Annotated in this window: 20 protein-coding genes; 11 read left to right on the top strand and 9 right to left on the bottom strand. The window is 35.9% G+C overall.

The genetic code is table 11. From position 1 onward, the window contains the following. Positions 1–85 precede the first annotated feature (85 nt). Genes IPM56_05970 through IPM56_05930 form a run of 9 tightly spaced genes read right to left on the bottom strand, consistent with a single transcriptional unit; the run spans position 86 to position 10,233 of the window. Entirely contained in the window at positions 86–826 is a 741-nt protein-coding gene (locus IPM56_05970) for a WecB/TagA/CpsF family glycosyltransferase (protein QQS37501.1), read from the bottom strand. A 34-nt stretch (positions 827–860) separates the two neighbouring features. Next, complete coding sequence (locus IPM56_05965; GenBank protein QQS37500.1) at positions 861–1,946, bottom strand: glycosyltransferase family 4 protein; 1,086 nt, start codon at positions 1,944–1,946, stop codon at positions 861–863. Between the two features lies 1 nt (position 1,947). Continuing rightward, a complete protein-coding gene (locus IPM56_05960) occupies positions 1,948–3,102 on the bottom strand; it encodes a hypothetical protein (protein QQS37499.1) in 1,155 nt (384 codons plus the stop codon). 1 nt (position 3,103) lies between these two features. Next, on the bottom strand, positions 3,104–4,012 hold the full coding sequence (locus IPM56_05955; GenBank protein QQS37498.1) for a glycosyltransferase: 909 nt from the start codon (positions 4,010–4,012) through the stop codon (positions 3,104–3,106). Next, complete coding sequence (glf, locus tag IPM56_05950; protein ID QQS37497.1) at positions 4,009–5,109, bottom strand: UDP-galactopyranose mutase; 1,101 nt, start codon at positions 5,107–5,109, stop codon at positions 4,009–4,011. Before glf ends, IPM56_05955 begins: the two co-directional genes overlap by 4 nt. Then, on the bottom strand, positions 5,106–6,374 hold the full coding sequence (locus IPM56_05945) for a flippase (GenBank protein ID QQS37496.1): 1,269 nt from the start codon (positions 6,372–6,374) through the stop codon (positions 5,106–5,108). The genes glf and IPM56_05945 overlap by 4 nt, the downstream gene beginning before the upstream one ends. 15 nt (positions 6,375–6,389) lie before the next feature. Continuing rightward, on the bottom strand, positions 6,390–7,649 hold the full coding sequence (locus IPM56_05940; protein ID QQS37495.1) for a peptidoglycan DD-metalloendopeptidase family protein: 1,260 nt from the start codon (positions 7,647–7,649) through the stop codon (positions 6,390–6,392). Continuing rightward, positions 7,643–8,428, bottom strand: a complete 786-nt coding sequence (locus tag IPM56_05935) for a DUF4292 domain-containing protein (GenBank protein QQS37494.1) — start codon at positions 8,426–8,428, stop codon at positions 7,643–7,645. Before IPM56_05935 ends, IPM56_05940 begins: the two co-directional genes overlap by 7 nt. Continuing rightward, on the bottom strand, positions 8,425–10,233 hold the full coding sequence (locus IPM56_05930) for a tetratricopeptide repeat protein (GenBank protein ID QQS37493.1): 1,809 nt from the start codon (positions 10,231–10,233) through the stop codon (positions 8,425–8,427). The genes IPM56_05935 and IPM56_05930 overlap by 4 nt, the downstream gene beginning before the upstream one ends. A 114-nt stretch (positions 10,234–10,347) precedes the next feature. Here IPM56_05930 and IPM56_05925 point away from each other — a divergent pair, with 114 nt between their 5' ends. The 11 genes from IPM56_05925 (at position 10,348) to menB (ending at position 21,719) form a co-directional block, all read left to right on the top strand. Continuing rightward, on the top strand, positions 10,348–11,271 hold the full coding sequence (locus IPM56_05925; protein ID QQS37492.1) for a hypothetical protein: 924 nt from the start codon (positions 10,348–10,350) through the stop codon (positions 11,269–11,271). Between the two features lie 10 nt (positions 11,272–11,281). Continuing rightward, complete coding sequence (locus IPM56_05920; protein QQS37491.1) at positions 11,282–11,689, top strand: hypothetical protein; 408 nt, start codon at positions 11,282–11,284, stop codon at positions 11,687–11,689. A gap of 50 nt (positions 11,690–11,739) precedes the next feature. After that, entirely contained in the window at positions 11,740–12,516 is a 777-nt protein-coding gene (locus IPM56_05915) for a hypothetical protein (protein QQS37490.1), read from the top strand. Positions 12,517–12,669: 153 nt separating this feature from the next. Then, positions 12,670–13,779 carry a hypothetical protein gene (locus IPM56_05910; GenBank protein ID QQS37489.1) on the top strand — a complete coding sequence of 370 codons (1,110 nt, stop codon included), beginning with the start codon at positions 12,670–12,672 and terminating at the stop codon, positions 13,777–13,779. A gap of 2 nt (positions 13,780–13,781) precedes the next feature. Beyond that, positions 13,782–14,273 (top strand): hypothetical protein, encoded by a 492-nt coding sequence (locus IPM56_05905; GenBank protein QQS37488.1) that lies wholly within the window; start codon positions 13,782–13,784, stop codon positions 14,271–14,273. Beyond that, positions 14,273–15,715, top strand: coding sequence for a hypothetical protein (locus tag IPM56_05900; protein QQS37487.1), 1,443 nt, complete (start codon positions 14,273–14,275; stop codon positions 15,713–15,715). The genes IPM56_05905 and IPM56_05900 overlap by 1 nt, the downstream gene beginning before the upstream one ends. Before the next feature lie 87 nt (positions 15,716–15,802). Beyond that, positions 15,803–16,744 (top strand): ribosome small subunit-dependent GTPase A, encoded by a 942-nt coding sequence (gene rsgA, locus IPM56_05895; protein ID QQS38232.1) that lies wholly within the window; start codon positions 15,803–15,805, stop codon positions 16,742–16,744. An 86-nt stretch (positions 16,745–16,830) separates the two neighbouring features. Continuing rightward, positions 16,831–18,234 (top strand): isochorismate synthase, encoded by a 1,404-nt coding sequence (locus IPM56_05890; protein ID QQS37486.1) that lies wholly within the window; start codon positions 16,831–16,833, stop codon positions 18,232–18,234. A 1-nt stretch (position 18,235) separates the two neighbouring features. Next, entirely contained in the window at positions 18,236–20,011 is a 1,776-nt protein-coding gene (gene menD, locus IPM56_05885; protein ID QQS37485.1) for a 2-succinyl-5-enolpyruvyl-6-hydroxy-3-cyclohexene-1-carboxylic-acid synthase, read from the top strand. Next, positions 20,001–20,822 (top strand): 2-succinyl-6-hydroxy-2,4-cyclohexadiene-1-carboxylate synthase, encoded by an 822-nt coding sequence (menH, locus tag IPM56_05880; GenBank protein QQS37484.1) that lies wholly within the window; start codon positions 20,001–20,003, stop codon positions 20,820–20,822. Before menD ends, menH begins: the two co-directional genes overlap by 11 nt. Before the next feature lie 60 nt (positions 20,823–20,882). After that, positions 20,883–21,719: a 1,4-dihydroxy-2-naphthoyl-CoA synthase gene (menB, locus tag IPM56_05875; GenBank protein ID QQS37483.1), complete on the top strand. Its 837-nt coding sequence runs from the start codon at positions 20,883–20,885 to the stop codon at positions 21,717–21,719. Positions 21,720–21,880 lie beyond the last annotated feature (161 nt).

Genomic DNA, 21,880 nt, shown 5'->3' with positions numbered 1-21,880 from the left:
ATGATGAATTTCAACCATTGACGAACCTTCTTAATATTGTAAAGGTGCCTGCATAATTATAATAAAAAAAAGCATCTCTTGCCCATCAGTCATTTGAAATGGATTTATCATTACGGCTAAGAATTTGTTTTAAGATCATAAAGAAAAATACGGGAACTCCGATTGCGTACCTGTCAAAATATTTGATCGGATGCTGAATCAATCTGAACATCCATTCAAGTCCGAGTTTTTGAAATAGCACCGGACCCCGGAAACGTTTCCCGGCAAGACTTCCGAACAAATCACCAACGGATTGAATAACATTACAATTAAGACTGTTAATATTATCAACTATCCATTTTTCCTGGCGAAGTGAACCAAGACCCACCCACAATATATTTGCCGTACTTTCATTTATTTTTTTAACAGTTGAATCATTAATATCTTCAAACCCGTTCAGGTGTCCTGCAATTTTCAGTTCAGGGAAATCAGATTTTATTTTTTTAATTGCTGTAGTAATTGTCTGCTCATCCGAGCCTAAAAAAAATATTTTCCATTCGCTTTCTTCCGACTGTTTTAAATATTTTTTTGCCTCATCAGTCCAGTTTAATCTTTTAAAGTCATCGTGCGGGAAAAATATTCTGCAGGCAATCTCCATCCCCTTCCCGTCTATATGATTATATGTGAATGAATTTATGTTCTCTTTCAGAATATTATTTTTTGAAGCGTATCTTACTGTATGTGGGTTAACATACCCGATTGAAATCTTTTCATCATTACTAATTGAATCTTCAGTTAACCTGACAATACTGTTATAATCCAGGTTAGAAAATGTAACCCCGAACAAATTATATTTCCTGATATCAGATTGCAAAACGCATTTAACCTTCTTTAATAAGAGTATTATAAATGCCGGATAGTTCTGAAAAATATTTTTCACAATCACAACTGGATTTAACTTTTTGAAATAGCTCTTCTCCCATTTTCGATATCGAAGGTAAATTTTTTAGAACATTTTCAAGCTTTGACGATAAATCATCACTACTGCCAGGCGTGACAAGAATACCATTTACATTATCATCTATGAATTCCCCTATTCCGCCCGTCCTTGATCCGATGAACACTTTTTTCATAGCCCCGGCTTCAATCATCACATAAGGGAAAGGATCTTCAATTGAAGGAAGAACAACTACGTCAGCAATTTTGAAATAATGTCTCAAATCTCTTTGAGGGCTAAGAATTTTAATTGATTCGTTATTTCTTAGCTCGACATCCAGATCGTTATCTGTAATTGTTCCAATCAAAATAAGTTTTGCGTTTAATGATTTGTCAATCTTATTAAATGCTTTGATGAGCACATCACTTCCTTTTATCCTGCTTATTCTTCCTGCGAACAGAATTATTTTATCGCTGCTATCATACTTTAAAGACCTCCTTAAATCGTCGGGATGGTATTCTACATCACTATAAAAAGATTCATCTATACAATTGTAGAGAGTTACGATTTTGTTTCGGGAGTGAGGGAAATTCTTAATTAAGTGATCTTCAATTGACCTGCTTACAGCAATAATTTTATCCGACCTGAAGCTGATATTATTCATACCGGCAACAAAACTGTGGACTGTGGTTATAGTTTTTATACGCAGCAACTTAGCAGCCAAAACAGAAATTAATTCGGGGTATCGATGATGAGTGTGGATCAATTCGATCTTATTGCGTCTGCAAAAAAGGAAAAGGCTTACTAAATTTTTTATAAGCAGAAACGGATTTGAATGATCTTTTTTGAAATTCATCCTGGAAAATTTCAGATTATTAATCGCTGTTAACCTGTCAAGCGAGTCACCTGAATTTGTAATAAAAAAGATTTTGTATTGCGGGTTATTGCAAAGTCTTTTTATCAGAATGTAAACATGCTTACTCACACCACAGGCATAATTGAAATCTGGTGATATAAATAAAATGTTCACGTTAGTTTCTTTCCATTAACTCAATGCAATTTTTATAAACCTGCTCAACCTCTACAAGTGAGAGACAGTACGGTTGTATATAAGAACAATTCCATTCGCAATTAAAACAATCAAGTTGGAAGTATTCGCAAGAAGAGTTTTCACTTTCAGTATAAGGGAAAAATCTGTTAAAGTTACCACCGCCGATAATAGCAACATAGGGTTTTCCAAATAACTGCGCGATGTGTGTAAATCCTGAATCAAGACCGATGAACAGAGAAGAATTCTTAATGAGGTAAACACATTCAGCAAATGAAAAGTTACCGGCATACCCTTTAATCCTATTTCCATCCGAAATAAAATTAATAATTGATGTCTGCTCTTCTGTCCCTAACAGTATGACCCGGGATTTTTCTGCAAGTTTATTTGCTAACATTTTAAATTTTTCTGTTGACCAGTTTCTGATACTCTCTGACGAGGACGGAGCTATAAGAATGAATTTGTCAGCTAAATCAAGCTGGGTTTCTTTACACGAAATTAATTCCGTAAAACTATTCTGCTTTGAATATACTGATCCATAAACACTCTGAAAGAGTAAATGCAATCTTGTGCTTTCATTAATTTCATCGGAATGCAAAACAAAATTATACCTCGCATTATTTTGTTTAAGAATTGGACTAGGCAGGTATTTCGAAAAACTAACCACACCTGTAGTAAATCGTGCAAGGCAGTTCAGGGTAATTTCATCGTTGAGTATGCCGCGGGAAGGACTGATATTCAGTACTTTTTTGAAATTAAATTTTCTTAATGAATTAAGAATAACTATACGGTAAGTAAGTGACCGTTTGTATTTTTTCGTATCAACTGCGAAGGTCTTAAATGGTTTGTTTTCAGAAAAATATCCGTTATTGAATTTAATATCGGTCAGCAGAAAAACATTTTTACCATTTTCAACTGATACAACATTACTGATAAACTGAAGAGATAAAACCAGGTCCCCAAGTTTTTCTGTATTGACGATAAGAATATTTGCCGACTTACTTTCACTGTTTTTTACCAGGAATATTTTTACGAAAAAAGAATAAGAGATTTGAAAAATGTACGCGCGTAGTTTGATATAAAATAAATCGAGATCCTGTCTTTTTCTTTCAAACCAGTTTTTAGTTTTAAGATTCATTTTATTTCTCAGGGAATTCTATCTTGGGTTTGAAAAAAATTCCTTTCAAATAAAGAATCAGAAAATTGTAAAGGTATTTCAGTGAAGGTTTTCCTGAGTGAAATAATTGGTCTCTGTATAATCTGATGACAAATAACAATCCGCTTAAATAACCTCTTAACCTTGAAGAATGAGTAATACTATTCCGGAGTATTGCAACACAAACCATATTTCTAACACCAAACTGAAACTTGATGTCCGAAGTTTTAAGATTGAGATATGGTTTTGGATTGTTTGTACCGCAGTAATGGGTTGCCTTGCTGTTAACAATCATAAACCCTTTGTAGCCTTGTTTTATTATCCTCAAAGTGTACTCTGCATCATCACCCCAGATAAAAAAATCTCTGCAAGGATAACCAGCTTTTTTTATCACATCCTTCCGGATAAGCAAAGAGCCGAATGATGCTGAAAGAACCGGTACCGGTTTTTCCGAAGTTATCGAATTCAATAAACTGTAAGGTTCAACGAGTTCGGGAATGTTCGGGTAAGCAAGATTTCCATCGGTAAAATAAATTGTACTACTGATGAATCCTGTACTTACTTCTTCAGTGAGATCACTGCCAAACATCTTTTCCAGAGCGTCACTTTCAAAGACAATATCTGTATCAATACACCAAACAAATTCATTCCCATTTTCATAAGCAGTTTTGATTCCGGTAAATTGTCCGCCGGCACTGCCGCTGTTTTCCTGTGTTATTACAGTTAAGTCGTTTTGGGTAGTTAACCATTCATTTGTTCCATCTGTACTTGAATTATTTACAACTATAATTTCATTTACTGCATATGTTTGTTTTCGAATGCTTGAGATACATTCTTTAAGCAGTTCAAGTCTATTAAATGTTACAACAACAGCGGCAACTTTTTTTTTCATTGTTTCGATATTTCTATGAATTTGTTCAAAGCTGCAGCGACAACCTGGTCCATATTGAAGTATTGATATTCAGCAAGCCTGCCGATAAAAATTACGTTTGTAAGTTTATCAACTTCAACCTTAATTCTTTTATAAACTTCCCTGTTACTGTTCGTCGGAACCGGGTAATAAGGATCGCCGTCAGCCGTGGGAAATTCAAACGAGACAGTTGTAGATTCAGTCGTTTGACCACTCAATTTGTTATGCTCAACAACTCTTGTGTATGGCGGCTGTGCGTCTACATAGTTAACCTGCGCGACAGGCTGGAATGAACCGGTTTTGTGATTTTCATATTCAAACCTGATCGATCTGTAAGGCAGCTTTCCGAATTCATAATTGAAAAAATAATCAGCGGGTCCGGTATAGATCATTTTATTAAAGTGAATTGAATCAAGAATGGATTTGTAATCTGTATTAAGAACAACCTCAATGTTTTTGTGAGCAAGCATCCTTTCAAACATTTTTGTATAACCCTCAAGCGGCATAAACTGAAACTTGTCAGTGAAATATCTGCAATCGTCATTAGTTCTAACAGGTATTCTTCCGCATACTGTCGGTGATAAATCCTCCGGATACAAATTCCATTGTTTGAATGTGTAATGTTTAAAAAATTTTTCAAACAATTCCTGTCCGACCTGGTTCACTATAATGTCTTCAGAATTTTTTATGGGAAACCTGCTCTCTTTAATCCTGCTAAAGAATCCTTCAGTTTCAGTTTCATTTTTCAGATTCAATTCATAAAACTTATTTATTGTAATTCTGTTTATTGGTATCGGATAAAACTCATTTCCTGTTCTTGCCAGGACCATGTGTTCGTATTTTCGCCACTCAGTGAACTGAGAGAGGTAATCAAAAACTTCTTTGCTGTTGGTGTGAAAAAGATGAGGACCGTATCTATGAACAAGAATACCATATTCATCATATTCATCAAACGCGTTACCGCCGATATGGTTACGTTTTTCCACGATGATTACTTTTTTGTCAAGCTGCGATGCGATCCTTTCAGCTAATACCGATCCGGCAAAACCCGCGCCTACTATAAGATAATCGCAATTCATATAATCTTGATTTTTCTTTTGATCAAATAGAATAAGAAAGATGCTGTGACAAAAGTTTCGGTTATCACGACAGAAACCGATGTTCCAACTTCAAAATAAACCGGAACCAGAATAAAAGAAACCATCACATTCAATATTCCCGCAACTAACAGAATAACAGCAAATGCTTTTTCTCGTTTCAAAGGTAGCATTGTCTGCACACCGGTAACATTACTGAATGTAATCAGGAATGGCAGCCATGCAATAATCTTAAGTACAAGTACAGATTGATTGTAACCTTCACCCAAAATTATATCCACCAGTTGACCGGCGAAAAAAAACAGGGTCAATGAAATTGAAATTCCGCCGACAAGTGCGATGCGGAGTATTTTTTTATTGAAGTTGATGAAGGCTTCCTGTGAAACGGATAATAGATGATTGACGTAAGGGAATACAGTTTGCAATAACGGGTTCATCATTGCCTGAAGTGCAGATCGGATTTTGTCAGCAGCGGTATAATATCCAACTACAGTATTGTTGGTAAACAATCCAAGTATAAATGCATTTGAAGTTGTGTATAAGTTAATTGAAACCTGCGATAAGAAAATACTCCAGCCGCTTTTTAATTGGTATTTCATTTCGGAGTAAGATGGGAAACTGAATTTGACTGAAAAAGTTCTGTGCACTATAAATAATCCGACCACCGCGATTACAATTTGAGTTGATGAGTTTATTGCGGTAAGCATCATATAGTCATTTTCTGATCTGATTAGAACGAATATCAAACCTGTAAACAATGCTCTTACTGAAATATTAATGAATAATATATATTTCATTTTTTCAATGCCCTGGAAAAACCAAACAGGAAAAAATGTTGAGCCAATAACTGTAGCAAAAGCAAGGATGTAGAGTAATAGATCTTTATAAAATATTTCAAACGTAAGAAGGATAACAAGGAAAAAGATTGCCGAAAGCAGGAACAAATAAATTTTTACACCAAGCACAGAAGAATATATCTCATTAAGCTTTGCTTTATCATTTCTGTTAACTGAAATATCTTTAGTAGCGGAAAGTGTAAATCCATAATCAGTAATTAGTGCGAAGTAAGCCGAAAACGCTGTAGCAAAATTAACGAGTCCAAATTTTTCCGGACCAAGAACTCTTACAATATACGGCAATGTGACCATAGGGATAAGATAGTTTGATATCTGCAGAAGTGTCAGTGAAGAAAAATTCTTTATTAAATTTTTCTTTTCCCCTTCCCTATTTTTAAACGGGTTCTTCAATATTTTATCAGAAGATTATTTTCTTGCAAGCCACGTTTCCGGATTCTGATAAACCCGTGAATTCCAGATTTCGAAATGCAATACATTTCCGTCCAAACTCTCACCAACTTTTGCAATTAAAGTACCCTGTTTTACTTTGTCACCCTCATTGACAAAAATTTCTGAGAGGTGGCTGTAAACTGTCCTGAACTCATCCTTATGCGTGATGATTATAACACTTCCGTAACCCGGAATCCAGTCAATGGCTGAAACAACACCTTCCGCAACTGCCTTTACATTCAGATCGGTAGATGCTTTAATGTCGATCCCATAGTTGAGAGTAACTGTATTAAGTTTTTGGTTCCGGCTTTCACCAAACTTTCTGAAAACTTTTCCGTTCATTATCGGCCAGTTCAGTTTACCTCTTAATGCTGCAAAAGATGAAAGCCCCTTTGTATCAATATTAAAATCGGATGATGAATCATTTTCGTTTTTAATATTTGTTTCTTTTTTATCGCCGGGTTTTAGGTTTTTATTTTTTTCTGCCAGAAGTCTTTGCTCTTCCCGTTTTCTACGTTCGGCATCTTCTATCAGTTTGGTGATAAGATTTTTAATTTTTACTTCTGCCTGTTTTTTAGCTTCTATCTCTTTTTTCAATTCATTCTTGTCTGTCCTGATAGCTGCAAGAATTTTTTTTCGCTCTGTAAGCTTAGCGGATAGATTCTTTTCTTCATCAACTTTCTTTGAAACCAGTTCCGTCTTTTCTCTTTTCTCCTGTTCAAGTTTTGCTTTAGCTGCGATTAATTGTTCTTTGCTCTCGTTAAAATTTGTTAAATCATTCTGGCGCCGTTTTGAAAATTCGCGAAGGTATTTCAATCTGAGTAAAGCCTGGTTAAAGGATTCAGCATCAATCAGGCTTAGTAATTCATTCGGCTGTCCGTATTTATAAACTGAAACGACATAATGTGAATAGTTTTCCTGAAGTCTTTTAATTGCATCAGTCAGGCTGTCGATTTCAGATTCAGTAAAATATATCTGCGATGATTTGAGTTGTTCTTCACTTCTCAATTGGGAAATTACTTTGTTAATTAGAAAACTCTGGCGGTTGTATTTCTCAAGAACAGTGTAAGACTCTTTTTCTTTTTTATTTTTTTGTTTCAATTCATTTTCAAGCTGAACAATCTCATTTTTAATATCGGAAAGTTCATCCTGTTTTTCTTTTATCTCTTCCTGTGAATAGATGATAAACAGCGCAGGGAGTAAAACCGGGAGAATATATTTAATTCTTATTACCATTTAATCCTTGTCACATCACCGGGTAGTTTGAAATCAATATAGATATCATTCCCGTTAGTTCTGACATTTTTATAATCGATAGTAACGCGCTGGTTTTCTGTTTTATTCTGAACGATAATATGATATGGAATAGCTACTGTTTCGAGAGTATTGAATTTGGAATATTGACCCTCTAATAATACTTCACCCTTAAGATCAGTTATTTTGTAGTTTGTGATAGCGAGTTCCCTCACATCAACTTCATACTTACTCACCTTCTCTCTTTCCCTGTCGACATAGGTAAGCAGGTACTTATCATATACAACTTCATAATCGTCCGGATTTTTATAAAGATTTTCTGTCAGATTAACTGAACCGATGAAAGAGTCCATCAATTCATTAAAGCCAAGATTAATTTTAAATATGGTTCTCAACACGTCATCATCAGGTTTGCCTTCATAGGATGTATTCTGAAGTACATCATAAAAGATAAAATTATCATTTGTCACTAATGCCTGAGCGAGTTCAATCCCGAACGGACCCATTATAGAAAGATAGATTGAATCAGGCTTTTGAAGTACCACACGAAATGAAGCTGGGTTATCTAACTGGTTCGATTTAACCGTCAAGGTACCGGTACCTTCAAAATTTTTTATACGTCTTCTGTTCACTTCAAGTTTATTGATTAATCTTTCAGATGAAAGAATCTCAACTTCCTCAGTTGGTTTTGAAGGAACACATCCATCAAATAAAATTATTGTGTTGAGTAAAGCAATAAGAATTACAAAGTACTTTTTCAAATTTCACCTTTTTCAATTTTTGTTTTGATTTCCTGGTTACTTGTATCAAGATCATAAGCCTTCTGCCATAGTTCCAAAGCGTATTCGCGCTGTCCCATCTTGAACAGAACATCTCCGAGATGATCGAGCATCACAGGTCTTTCACCTCCTATTTCAATAGCTTTTTCAAGATAATGTTTTGCCTGTTCGTAATTTCCAAGTTTATAGTAAACCCAGCCTATAGTATCAAGGTAAGAAGTGTTGTCTGGTTCAGCTTCGATTGAGATCTTGACCATACTTAATGCAGCTTCAAGATTCACTCCTCTTTCTGAAAGTGAATATGCATAATTGTTATTTACCAACGCGTTCATAGAATCTATTTCAAGCGCTCTTGAGTAAGTGCTGTCACACTCATTCCACATCTCAAGTGAATTGTATATCAAGCCCAGTGTACCTAATATGTTTACATCATCCGGACTGATTAACAGTGCTTTTTTAAGATAACTTATAGCATCTTCATTTTGTTTAAGCTGGCTTAATGTGTAAGCATAAGCTGAGAGAGCATTCAAATCCTGCGGGTTCAGATCAACAGATTTTTTAAGATGTTCAAGTGCCTGCTCGTGCTGATTATCCTGAGCCAGTGATAATCCCAATATTAAGTTGATTGCAAACTCATCAGGAAATTGAAGAATTGCTTCGTGCATTAACTTTGCGGCTTCTTTATATTTTCCGTTATCAAAATAAAGTCCGCCAAGTCTTATCCATCCTTCAACATTCCAGTTAGCAAGTTGTGTAACTTCTTCAAAATATTTGATTGCGCTGGAATCATTTTTTTCGTTTATGGCAATGGCACCGAGAAACATTTTCACCTGCCAGTCGGTTGTATCTTTATCAATCGTTTCAAAAAACTTTTTGGTTGTGGGTGTTAATGTGCTGTCATTAAGCGAACGTGCAAAGTAAGCCGAACCAATCCTTATTTTTGATTCGAGTGGAATATCTTTGTTACTAAGGAAATAAGAATATTCATCCGCTGCTGCATTCCAATTACCCTGCTCAATAAATATTTGTGCTTTTCTTTCACGGGCATCCAGATCATCAGGAGTTAATTCAAGAATTTCTTCAATTACCGCGATGGCTTCATCATAGCGTTTAACTCTTTGGTACAACTCAGAAAGTAGTTTTTGAAGCGGGATATTTGCAGGATCAATTTCCAACAATTCTTCAATAGTTCTTATAGCATCTTCATTCCTGCCAAGCTGTTCATAAAGTTCTGCAACACGGACAAGGATACTCCACTCGGGTCCAACAATAGCAGAAAGTCTTTCATAGATTGTTATTGCCTGCAATGGTTTTGAAGTTTCATAAATGCGTGCAAGCTTGTAATAAGAATTGAATCTTAACGAATCTTTACTAATTAATTTTTCAAGTACTACTGCCGCAGAATCATATTGTCTTGTTACTGAGAAAATATCCGCAAGTAATTCATAATACTCAACTGGGGTTGAATCCATTTCAACTGATTTTTTGGAATGCTGAAGAGCAAGCGGCAATCTGTTCAGGTATAAATAATTTTTTGCAAGAGCGTAATGAATGCCAGCATCAGGATCCAAGCGTAGTGCATCCTGAAATTCTAGAATTGCGGTTGCATAATCACCTTTAGTTTCAGCAGTAGAACCGGCAATAAAATGTTCCAGAGCTTTTTTCTTTGAGTCGCCTGCGGAAATAACCTTTTCATTTGATCCGGTATCTTCACTTTTACCTATTTTACTTTCCGAGGCACAACCCGCGATAAAAAGTGCCAATATTAAAATCAGAGTTCTGTACATAATATCCTGAACTTACTTAAGTCATTGATTAAATTAATATCTGAATGTTTATTCATTTTGATTTCTTGCTTGCAAATATAGCAAACAATATCTTTGTAAAAATTGTAAAATACTATGGACATATTCGATCTTGCCATTTCATATGTATGGGAATATGATGAGGATTTCGTTAGCCTCATTGAACACGTATTACAGAATGAAGGGCTGTCTACATATATCATTCGTTATCACAATATTGAAGAAGTAACTGAAAAGGTAAAGTCCAGGAAATTATTATTCCACTCTTATCTCGATCGTGCATCCGATGTTGCTGAAGAATTTGAGGAACTCGCCCGATTGCTTTCTAAAAAAAAGATAAGAATTTTTAATCCTTATAAAAATGTGCAGCACTCGATTGACAAAGCCAGTATGCATCTGGAATTTATAACTAGCGGACTCGAAGTTCCGCATTCTATAATTATCCCTCCGTACAACCACAAGGAAAATATTCTGTTATCAGTCCAGGATCTCGCAATACTCGGGCGACCGTTTATAATCAAGCCTTGCAACACCACAGGCGGTGGTGTTGGAGTTGTTACAGGTGCTGAATCTCTAAAAGAAGTTCTTCAGGAACGCATCAATCATAAAAGTGATAAGTATATTCTTCAGGAAAAAATCATACCCAAAATTCTGAATGATAAACGTGCATGGTTCAGATCTTTCTGGGCTTTTGGTAAGGCAATACCGGTATGGTGGGATGATATTAGTCATATTTATCAGGTCATAACGCCTGAGGAAACCAAAAACTTAAGTCTGAGGAAACTGATTTCGATTACAAAAACAATTGCAGGAATTAGTCAACTGGATTTTTTTTCAACGGAAATTGTTTTGACAAACAGTAACAAGTTTGTTGTAATTGATTATGTAAACGATCAATGTGATATGAGATTCAAATCATCACACTTTGACGGAGTACCGGACGAAATAATTTTTAAGATTGTAACTGCTTTGATGATGTCGGTAAAGAAAACGGGCTCACGTCAAAGTAATGAAATATAAATTACACTAAATGAGGAAAACTATTATCTACATTCTTGTACCGGTTTTGATACTACTAACTGTTTTCGTAATGATGTATGTGACAAACATTTACGAAGTTGAAATTAGGGTAACACCAGAGCAACTCTTTGCTGATAATTCATCAACGGTTCTGATTGAAGTATATCCGATTAATGGATTTGGTATGAAAGCCCCATTCAGAAAAATAAATGCGACCTTTGAAATCACTTCAGGAAAAGAATTGGTAGATATAGTTGATATGAAATCTGAATCAGGTATGCTGAAACTGAAAGCGAAAGACACTCCCGGAATGGTCGTTGTACTTATAAAGCCGGAGAAAGCACTACTCCCAAGTGAAGTAAGAGTACCGGTTCAACCGAATTTAACTTTGATGATAGATGAACATCATCAAAAATAATTTGTATTTTTGCTGCGGATGAAAATTCATATTTACATTACAGAGGATTTATGAAAAAGCTGATAATCCTTCCTTCATTATTCATTGTTTTAATTTCATGCAAAGGATTTGCACAAGGCTCAGCCGGTGAGACTGCAAAGTTTGAGTATCGCTCACTTGTTGATATGCCGACCGCAGGAATTCTTGAAAAAGGTTTTGTCGGTATTACTACCGATGTGCTGCCGGAAGGTGTTGTAGTTTCGAAAATGGAAGTAGGAGTTTTCACAAATATTAGTTTCGGAATTTCATACGGCGGCGCAAACATAATCGGCGCAGGTTCACCACGATGGTACAAACTTCCCGGAGTAAATTTACGAGTCCGTGTTTTAAATGAATCAACAACAATTCCGGCAATCACTTTAGGATTTGATTCACAGGGAAAAGGCGAATACTTCAGCGATGATAACCGTTACGCGATAAAATCACCTGGATTTTTTGGAGCAGTAAGTAAGAATTTTGATTTACTTGGTTATATGAGTATTCATGGCACAGTGAACTATTCTCTTGAAAATAAAGATGGTGATAACTATCTGAACTTTTTTGCAGGTATTGAAAAAACACTCGGTCCAGTTTTTTCATTGGTTGCAGATTATAATTTTTCACTGAATGATAACTCCAATATTTATTATGGAAAAGGAAATGGCTATTTAAATATCGGAGTAAGATGGTCAGTCGGTGAGGGCTTTACTCTCGGATTTGATCTAAGAGACCTTCTTGATAATAAAAAATGGAAACCGAGCAGTGCGGACAGATCGCTACGAATTGAGTATATCAAGAGTATTTTCTGACCAGATATTAAAAAATCTGTTAACTCGATTGTACAATGAAGTTCATTTTAGTGTACACAAAGCAAAAATCAATTCTCCCCAGGCATTCATTTCTATATTTTATCAGGCGTGATTTTTGCAGAATTTAAACCAGTTTTTATGGAGGAAATCAAAATGAAGGATTTGAGACAAATAGTTTTAGTAGTGCTACCGTTGGTTATCCTGACATTTACTGGCTGTTACACACAACTGGCAACCAGAGATTACCAGGATGATGTGTACCGAAGGGACTGGAATGATGATCAAACAGTTTACAGCGATGATACAGAAGATGACACTTCATATTATGGTGATGAGCAAACCGAGTATGAAGATTCAGAAACTGTAGTTGAAAATAATTATTACTTCGGCGGTTACCCGACATACAGAAGATATTATTGGGGTTATCATCCATCAGTTTATGTTGGTGCATATTGGGGATATTCCTACTATGATCCGTTTTGCTGGGATCCTTTTTATTGGTCGGTTTGGTATCCTGGTTGGTGCTCACCCTTCTATTATTCTCCTGTTTATGTATACTACTACCCATGGTATAACTATTATCCAGGATATTACTATTCCCATTGGGATAACAACGGAGGGATTTACAGGGACAGGACACGCGATCAATACAGATTAAGAAACAACGATGGGTTGAGAAATAGTTTTGTGACGCGTGGAAATCTTACAAGAGATAACAATCGTTCACTTGTTGATGGTAACAGAGGATCACGGGATAGAGATCTTATGCGAAACCCAACATCTATCAGAGATAAAAACAGGACAGCATTAAATGAGAGAGATCGTGATCTAAAAGACAGAGATGCTATAAATAGAACAAGGACTACACGAGATGTATTAACAACAACGCGGAACAAAGATCGTAAAGTTACTACTGATAGAAATAAACGAGAGTCATTAGATAAAGAAAGAAAGGTTACGCCTCCAAGGGTTTTAGATAGAAAGAAAACCGAACAGCGTGATGTGAAGAGAAATAATGGTAATCAAAATACCGGAAGAGATAATCAAAAATTTAAAACACCGGAAAAAAGAAAGAGCCCTGGTGTAAACCGTGATACAAGAGGAAATACTAAATCACCAAACGTCGGAACGAACAGGAATACAAATCCTCCGAGACAGCAGTATAATCCTCCAAGACAGAATAATACTCCACCGAGAACTAATACTAATCCTCCAAGAAATAACGGAAGTCAGAACAGCGGTTCACGCGACCGCAGGAGATAATTATGAAAAAGCAAGCATTAATTCTGATTGTATTTTTATTCTTAATTCCTGTTACAGGATGTTACACTGTTGTGTGGGAACCTGATATGGATTTTCCGGATGAAAGTAATTCAGAAGTATCATATGATAATTATTACGATGGTCAATACTACGGACATTATGATTACTTTTATAACTATCCTTGGTGGTTAAGTATTACTCCCCCAACAAAAGAAAGAACCATTGACAGAGACAAGAATCCCGCAATAAATACTCTGCGAAATGATGGAGGCGGAAGGGTTTCAGGAAATTCAAGAAATCCCAATGAAGTCTTAACAACTCCTCCTCCTACCAGGGATGGTAGTTCTCAGTCCTCAAATGGAAATTCAAATTCAGGAAATACGGACAGAACAATTCAAACTGATAATACAAACCGAACAAATAATTCCGGAAGTTCCCAGAATTCAACCAGGAATAATGACGGAAATAGAAATTCAGACGGGAAAAGAAGATAATGTTCACACAAAACTCAAAATTATGGATTGTAATTCTAAGCATCATAATTGCATCGTATTCATTCGGACAAAATATTAATGATGCTCTCCGTTTAGGAATTAATGGTCTCGGCTCAAACGCAAGAGCTTTAGGTATGGGTAACAGTTATATAGCAATAAGTGATGATGCTTCTGCATCATTTTTTAATCCTGCCGGATTCGGTTTAATAAAACGACTTGAGTTTTCAGGCGGAATCGAACACAACATTGTAAATAATGAGGCAACATTTTTTAATAATAAGTCCGACTATTCAAACAGCACTACACAATTGAACAGACTTAGTTTTGCTTTCCCCTTTCCAACGATGAGAGGAAGTCTGGTATTTGGACTTTCTTATCACCGCACCAAAGATTTTACATCAGCACTTAAATTCGACGGGTTCAATCCCAACAATAACTCTCTAATCCAGGATCTTGAGAACACCAACATTCCTTATGATCTTTTTCTAAGTGATGACAGCGGGTATGTATCTGTAATCAATGGAAGGTTAAACCAGAGCGGGGATATATTAACCGAAGGCTCAGTTGATAACTGGACATTTTCGGGTGCAATAGAAATTCAAAAAAACTTTTTTATTGGTGGAAACCTAAGTATCATAAGCGGCGATTATAATTCCGTTAATGATTATTTCGAGGATGATAACATAGGGATTTATGCTAATGTTGAAACAGCTCCCGGTTATCCTGAAACAATGGGTTTTAAAACATTTGAACTGAATCGCGTCCTTGACTGGGAACTTTCCGGGTGGGATTTCAAACTTGGAATGCTTTATCAATTTCATGATTTTGCCAGATTCGGTGCAACTATACAATTCCCCAAATATTATACTGTTAAAGAGAAGTTTACTGTAAACGGCAGCAGTGAATTTGCGACTACTTTTTATGAATTAAACCCGGAAGATTACTCAGACGAAGTTGAATTCGATATCATCACTCCATTTACTTTCTCAGCAGGTTTTTCGATTAACCTGGCAGGACTTGTTGCAAATGCTGAGGTGTCTTTGACAAATTATTCAGAACTTGAATTCGATAACCCGCAAGGAATTTCAGATAGTTACTTCGCAAATCAAAATAAGTTAATAAAAGATCAGCTCGGTACCGTACTCGCGTATAATGTCGGTGCGGAATATACCATTCCGGTTATCGGCTTAAGACTAAGAGGCGGTTACTTCACCATTCCATCTGCTTATAAAGAAGATCCATCAACATTTGATAAAAAATATCTCACTGCCGGATTAGGATTTCTTACCAGTGAAATGATCGGGATTGATATAGGTTATGCACATGGTTGGTGGGAAGATTTCGGAGATAATTACAGCGGACCTAACGGAGAAATTCAATCACGTACCTTCCAAAAGCTTACAAACGATCATCTTATGCTGTCGTTTACATACAGGTTCTAGACAATAAATTTGAAGTTTGATATTATTAATTAAGCGCCATATTTTTATGGCGTTTTTTATTTTCAGGAGAAAGAAATCAAAGGCACAATCTGCAGAATTGAGAGTAAGGATTATTACTTCATAAGTGATGAGGGGGAAAATCTACGCTGTTCACTGCCGGGAAAATTCAAAAAAGATCTACTTCACAAAAAAGATAAACTCTATAACACGGATATTGTTGTTGTTGGAGACAGAGTTGAAATTCAATTAAACAATGACAACACAGGAGTTATCACTTCAATTAATCCTAGGAATAATTATTTATCTCGTAAAGCCCCAAAACTGAAAGGCGCAGGTGTAAGAGGTGAAAGACTTGAACAGATTATCGCTTCTAACATCGATGAGTTGTTTGTTGTTACAAGCGTCGATGAACCGGTATTTAACAACAAGGTTGTAGACAGGTTTCTTGTTCTTGCAGAAAGTTCACAGATACCTGCAAGTATCATCATCAACAAATCCGATTTAATTCGTGATGAACAAATGGATTTCTGGATTGATCTTTATACAGGCATTGGCTACCGGGTTTTTCTTACGAGCGTAACATCCAATATTGGAATAGATCAGCTAAAATCTGAAATCAAATCAAAAGTCAGTTTGTTCTTTGGTCATTCAGGTGTTGGAAAATCATCGCTGCTTAATATTGTATTTCCGGGTTTTAATCTTGCGACAGGTAATGTTTCAACATTCACTGTTAAAGGGACGCATACCACAGTAACCGCAACGATGCTTAAAACAGATATTGATACTTATGTTATAGATACTCCGGGCATTCGCGAAATTGAACCTTTTGGTGTGAGTAAAGAAAACCTTGGTCATTATTATATTGAGTTCACAAAGTTCAGCAATAATTGCAGATTTAATACCTGTACTCACAGCCACGAACCCGGTTGTGCCGTTATAACAGCAGTGGATGATGGGCTTATCAGCACAGAAAGATATGAAAGTTACTTAAGATTATTGGAGACTGTGGAAACTGACATCCATTTTTAGAGAGTTTATTATCAAACTTAAAATATTCTTCATTTGAATCTTTTTTAATAAAAATTATATTTGAGAAAAAAATATCAGAATATTCAATGCAGGACATATCAACAGAAATAATTTCTTCTTTAAATAATTTTCTTGCCGGTTCCAAATCAAAAATAAAAGATGCACCCGATGGACAGGTGTTGATTAATTTCATCATACCAATTCCGGGTTTTGACTTTGAAAAGAAAATCGATTCGCTTTCAAAATTATTTCCAAGATCATTTTATTATAATAATCCGGTTGAAAAGTTTTCATTTCTTGCGCTTGATGAAATTCTAACTGTTGCTGAGAATGGTGACGGCAGATTTGCTGCCACTGAAAAAAAACTAAAAGGCTGGCGGGAAAAATTTATTTCAAATCAGTCTGACTATAACGGGATGCAATTTCCTTTATTTGTCGGTGCAATGAAATTCACAGTTGAGCATTCAGATAATGACTGGAAAGATTTTAATGATTCAACATGGTTTCTGCCGGAAATTATTTTTTTCAAGCAGTCAGAAAAAGTATTTCTGATTTTCAATTCACTTGTACCTTCAACTTCATCGGAAGACAGAGTTGTAAAGAAACTAAAGTCTAAGCTGGAAATCATTTTAAAGACTAAGGATGACGAAACTAGTTCAGTTACAATTAAAGCCGTTTCAGGTAATACACCTAAAGATAAAAAAAAATGGAAGACCATTGTTCAGCAGCTCATAGATAAACTGGAAGATGGGTCACTTAAGAAAGCAGTGATATCAAGAAGGGTTGAATTACAGCTTACAGATGAGCCGTCATTAGGATTTGTAAAAGATAAACTACGGTTGTCTAATGACGGTTGTTATATTTTTATTTACCGGAATAATAAATCAGCATTCTTCGGCGCATCACCTGAATTACTATTGAAACTGAATGACAATGAATTTACAACAGGTGCTCTTGCCGGCTCATCAGTGCGTGGTAAAGATGATGCCGAGGATAAACAGCTTGAATCCGATTTATTGAAGAGCGATAAAAACCTTCGTGAACATAATCTGGTCACCGAGCATATCATCAATTCATTAAAGACTTATTCAGGATCAGTCCCTGCAGTTGAACAGCTTACAGTTCGCAAGTTGAAAAATATTCAGCACCTTTATACAAGAATAACGTGTCACAATTCATCAGCATCAAATATTTTCGGATTGGTTAAAGATCTTTTTCCCACTCCTGCTGTTTGTGGCGTTCCGAAAGAAACGGCTTTAAATATTATTGAAGACCTTGAAACTGATCAGAGAGGTTTGTATTCAGGTATAATCGGCTGGTTCAATTTTAATAACTCAGTTGAACTTGTTGTGGGAATTCGTTCAGGGTTAAGCATTGGCAGCCGGGTGCTTGCATATTCTGGTGCCGGAATTGTACCTGACAGTAATCCCGACGAAGAATACTCTGAAACAGAAATAAAGTTAAAATCCATTCTCTCCGTCTTTTCCTGAAATGCAAAAAGTTAACCGGAACTATTTATGGTGTGAAGCTTTTGTAGAAACTCTCGCTGCTGCTGGAATTAAATATTGTTGTATCTCTCCCGGTTCAAGAAGTACTCCACTTACTCTTGCTTTCGCTTCAAACAAAAAAATAAAAACATTTATTAATGTTGATGAAAGAAATTCTGCATTTATCGCACTTGGACTTGCCAAGTCTTCCGGGACCGCAGTAGCATTGGTATGTACTTCCGGTACTGCTGTTGCCGAATTTTATCCTGCAATTATTGAAGCCTTTCAACAAAGAATCCCGCTTGTTATTTGTTCTGCAGACCGACCTGATTATCTTGTTAATACCGGTGCAAACCAGACAATCAATCAGAATAATATTTATGCAAATCACATAAGATTTTTTTTTGATGCGGGTTTACCATCGACTAAAAATAAGGATATACTTTCTTTCCTGAGTAAAGTCAGAAAGGCTTTAGGTATAGGATTATTTACGGATCGCGGACCAGTTCATATTAACTTCCCTTTTGAAAAACCACTTGAGCCAAAATCTTTTACTGATAGTATTTCCGATAGTCAGGTTAAATCTATTTTTACCTTCGCTCAAAAACCAATCATTACAAGGAATAAATCAAAAACATTTGACCTTTGGGAAAGAAATCTTCTTAAAGAAATAATGCACACTCCGTATGGAATGATAATTTTTGGTCCCGGTGAACCAAGATACAGGCTTCGAAGATTAACGGCAGCTTTTTCACAACTTACAGGCTACCCTATACTCTCTGATGGCTGTTCACAATTGCGGTTTGGTGTTCACAATAAATCAAATGTGATTACCAACTATAACACAATTCTTAGTTCACCTGAGTTAATAAACAAAATTAATCCTGATCTGATTATACAATTAGGCAGGACGCCAACTTCAAAGGTGATTGAAGATTTTTTTGCATCTGTAAATTCAAAAAGATATATCATCAATGAATTTGGTGACAGGTTCGACCCGCAGGGAACTGCACATAAAATTCTTCAATGTCCTCCTGAAATTTTTCTTGAAAAATTTATTCACGAGTTGAGTAAAGAAAAATCCATCCGTCAAATCGATAAAAGAAATGAAAAATTACTTCAACTTGATAAGCAGTCTGAAAAATTAAAGACAAAATATTTTTCATTAAAAGATTTTTCAAATGAAGTAAGAGTGCTGACTGAAGTGATAAATAATTTGCCTGACAAATCAAACTTGTTTATCTCAAACAGTACGCCGGTGCGAGACCTCGATACTTTTGGTTCAAAGACTGATAAAGATATCAGGGTTTACAACAACCGCGGCGCCAGCGGTATAGATGGTATTACATCAACCGCAATCGGTGTTGCCCTTGATTCAAAACAACCGACAGTACTAATAACCGGCGATCTTTCTTTTTATTACGATATCAATTCTTTAGTCAATCTTAAAAAAGTAAAAACTCCGTTTATAGTCGTGTTGATTAACAATAACGGCGGAGGTCTATTTCGGGCGCTCCCAATATCAAAAAGCCGCAAGCATTTCGAAGAGTATTTTATAACCGCGCAAAACCTGGATTATAAATCAATTGTTCGGTCATTTGGAGTTAAGTACGCTCACATAAGATCCTCAGCACAATTAGTGAAATGGTTTAAGCAAGCTGTTAAGTCGAAGTTGCAGGTTGTTCTTGAAGTAAAAACAGATTCAAAAAAATCACTTAAGTCAAGAGTGGAGTTTAGAAAAATTGCTCAGGCTGAAATGAGTTTGAAAAATGCTGATTAATTCTTCCGGTGTTAACATAAATGTTTATGTAAAGGGCAATTTAAATTCCGACACAAATATTTTAGTACTTCTTCACGGATTTACCGGTTCATCACTCGATTGGACTGAATTGATTGAAAATTTATCACCGGAATTTTTTACAATTGCGGTAGACTTAATTGGTCACGGCAAAAGTGACTCCCCTGACGATATTTCTCTCTATACTGCGGATGCAATCTCGAAACAAATTCTTGATGTTATAAATCACTTCACTGACAGGAAAGTATGTTTACTCGGTTATTCAATGGGCGGAAGAGCTGCTTTGACTTTTTCCGTTAAGTATCCCGAGAAAGTAAAAGCGCTAATTCTTGAGAGTACTTCTCCTGGAATTAAAGATGAAGTAGAAAGAACACAACGCGTTGAATCAGATAATAATCTTGCTCAATTTATTTTAACTAATCCGATTGAATATTTTGTTGATAAATGGATGAACCTCGAAATTTTCGGGACCCAAAAAAAATTACCTGCTCACAAACTAAATGAGATTCGTGAAAGAAAATTATTAAACAATAAAACAGGACTTGCAAATTCCCTCAAAGGATTTGGGACAGGTGTAATGCCTCACGTGTACGAGCAGTTAAAAGATATCATAGTTCCAACCTTGCTCATTACCGGTGAGTTAGATAAAAAATTCACTGAAATAAATTTTGAGATGGCTAAAATACTGTCAAATGCTGTTCATAGTATTGTGAGTGGTGTTGGACATAATGTGCATCTTGAAGGTACAGAATCTTATATCTCAATCATTAATAAATCTCCAATTACATTCTAATTCACAAAAGTTTTCAATATTTTGCTTTAGGATTTTTTAATAAAAGGATGAATTAAGAATATGTCATTCAACTGGAAAAATGTCAGAGACTATAACGACATCATATATGAAAAGATGGAAGGGATTGCTAAAGTAACAATCAACAGACCCGAAGTAAGAAATGCATTCCGCCCTGAAACTGTTAAGGAAATGATTGACGCATTTGTTGATGCTCGTGAGGATCAGAAAATAGGTGTAATACTTTTAACAGGAAAAGGACCAGCTAAAGATGGTAAGTACGCTTTCTGTTCAGGCGGTGATCAAAGAATTCGTGGTGATAAAGGTTATGTTGGTAAAGATGATGGCGTTCCAAGATTAAATGTTCTTGATCTTCAAAAATTAATTCGAAGTATTCCCAAACCTGTTATAGCTCTTGTTGCCGGTTATGCAATAGGCGGCGGACACGTTCTTCATGTTGTTTGTGATCTTACAATTGCCGCAGATAATGCAATCTTCGGTCAAACCGGTCCAAAGGTAGGCAGCTTTGATGGCGGATTCGGTTCAAGTTATCTTGCAAGAATTGTTGGTCAGAAAAAAGCCAGGGAAATCTGGTATCTCTGCAAACAATATAATGCACTGGAAGCCGAGGCTATGGGATTGGTAAACAAAGTTGTTCCTGTTGAACAACTTGAAGAAGAAGGTGTTGAATGGGCTAAACAAATATTGCAGCATAGTCCAATGTCACTAAGAATTTTAAAGTCCGCATTCAATGCTGAGCTTGACGGACAGCAAGGAATACAGGAACTTGCGGGCAACGCAACACTTTTATATTATATGAGTGAGGAAGCACAGGAAGGAAAGAAAGCTTACCTTGAAAAACGTAAACCGGATTTCAAAAAATTTCCGAAGCTGCCGTAGAAGAAATAGAACACAGATAATGCAGATGGAACTGATTTTTGCAGACAGTTTTAATCAGTCTGATCAGTTAAATCAGTGTTCTATTAGATTTTAATAAACATTAAAATAAATTTATGATTATAAGTTTAAATGTAGTCGCAATTTGCGACCGCTAAATAACC

It is taken from the genome of Ignavibacteriales bacterium (assembly GCA_016700155.1).
Lineage (GTDB): Bacteria > Bacteroidota > Ignavibacteria > Ignavibacteriales > Ignavibacteriaceae.
The sequence above is the reverse complement of the archived record's forward strand: the minus strand, read 5'-3'. Positions and strand labels throughout refer to the sequence as shown.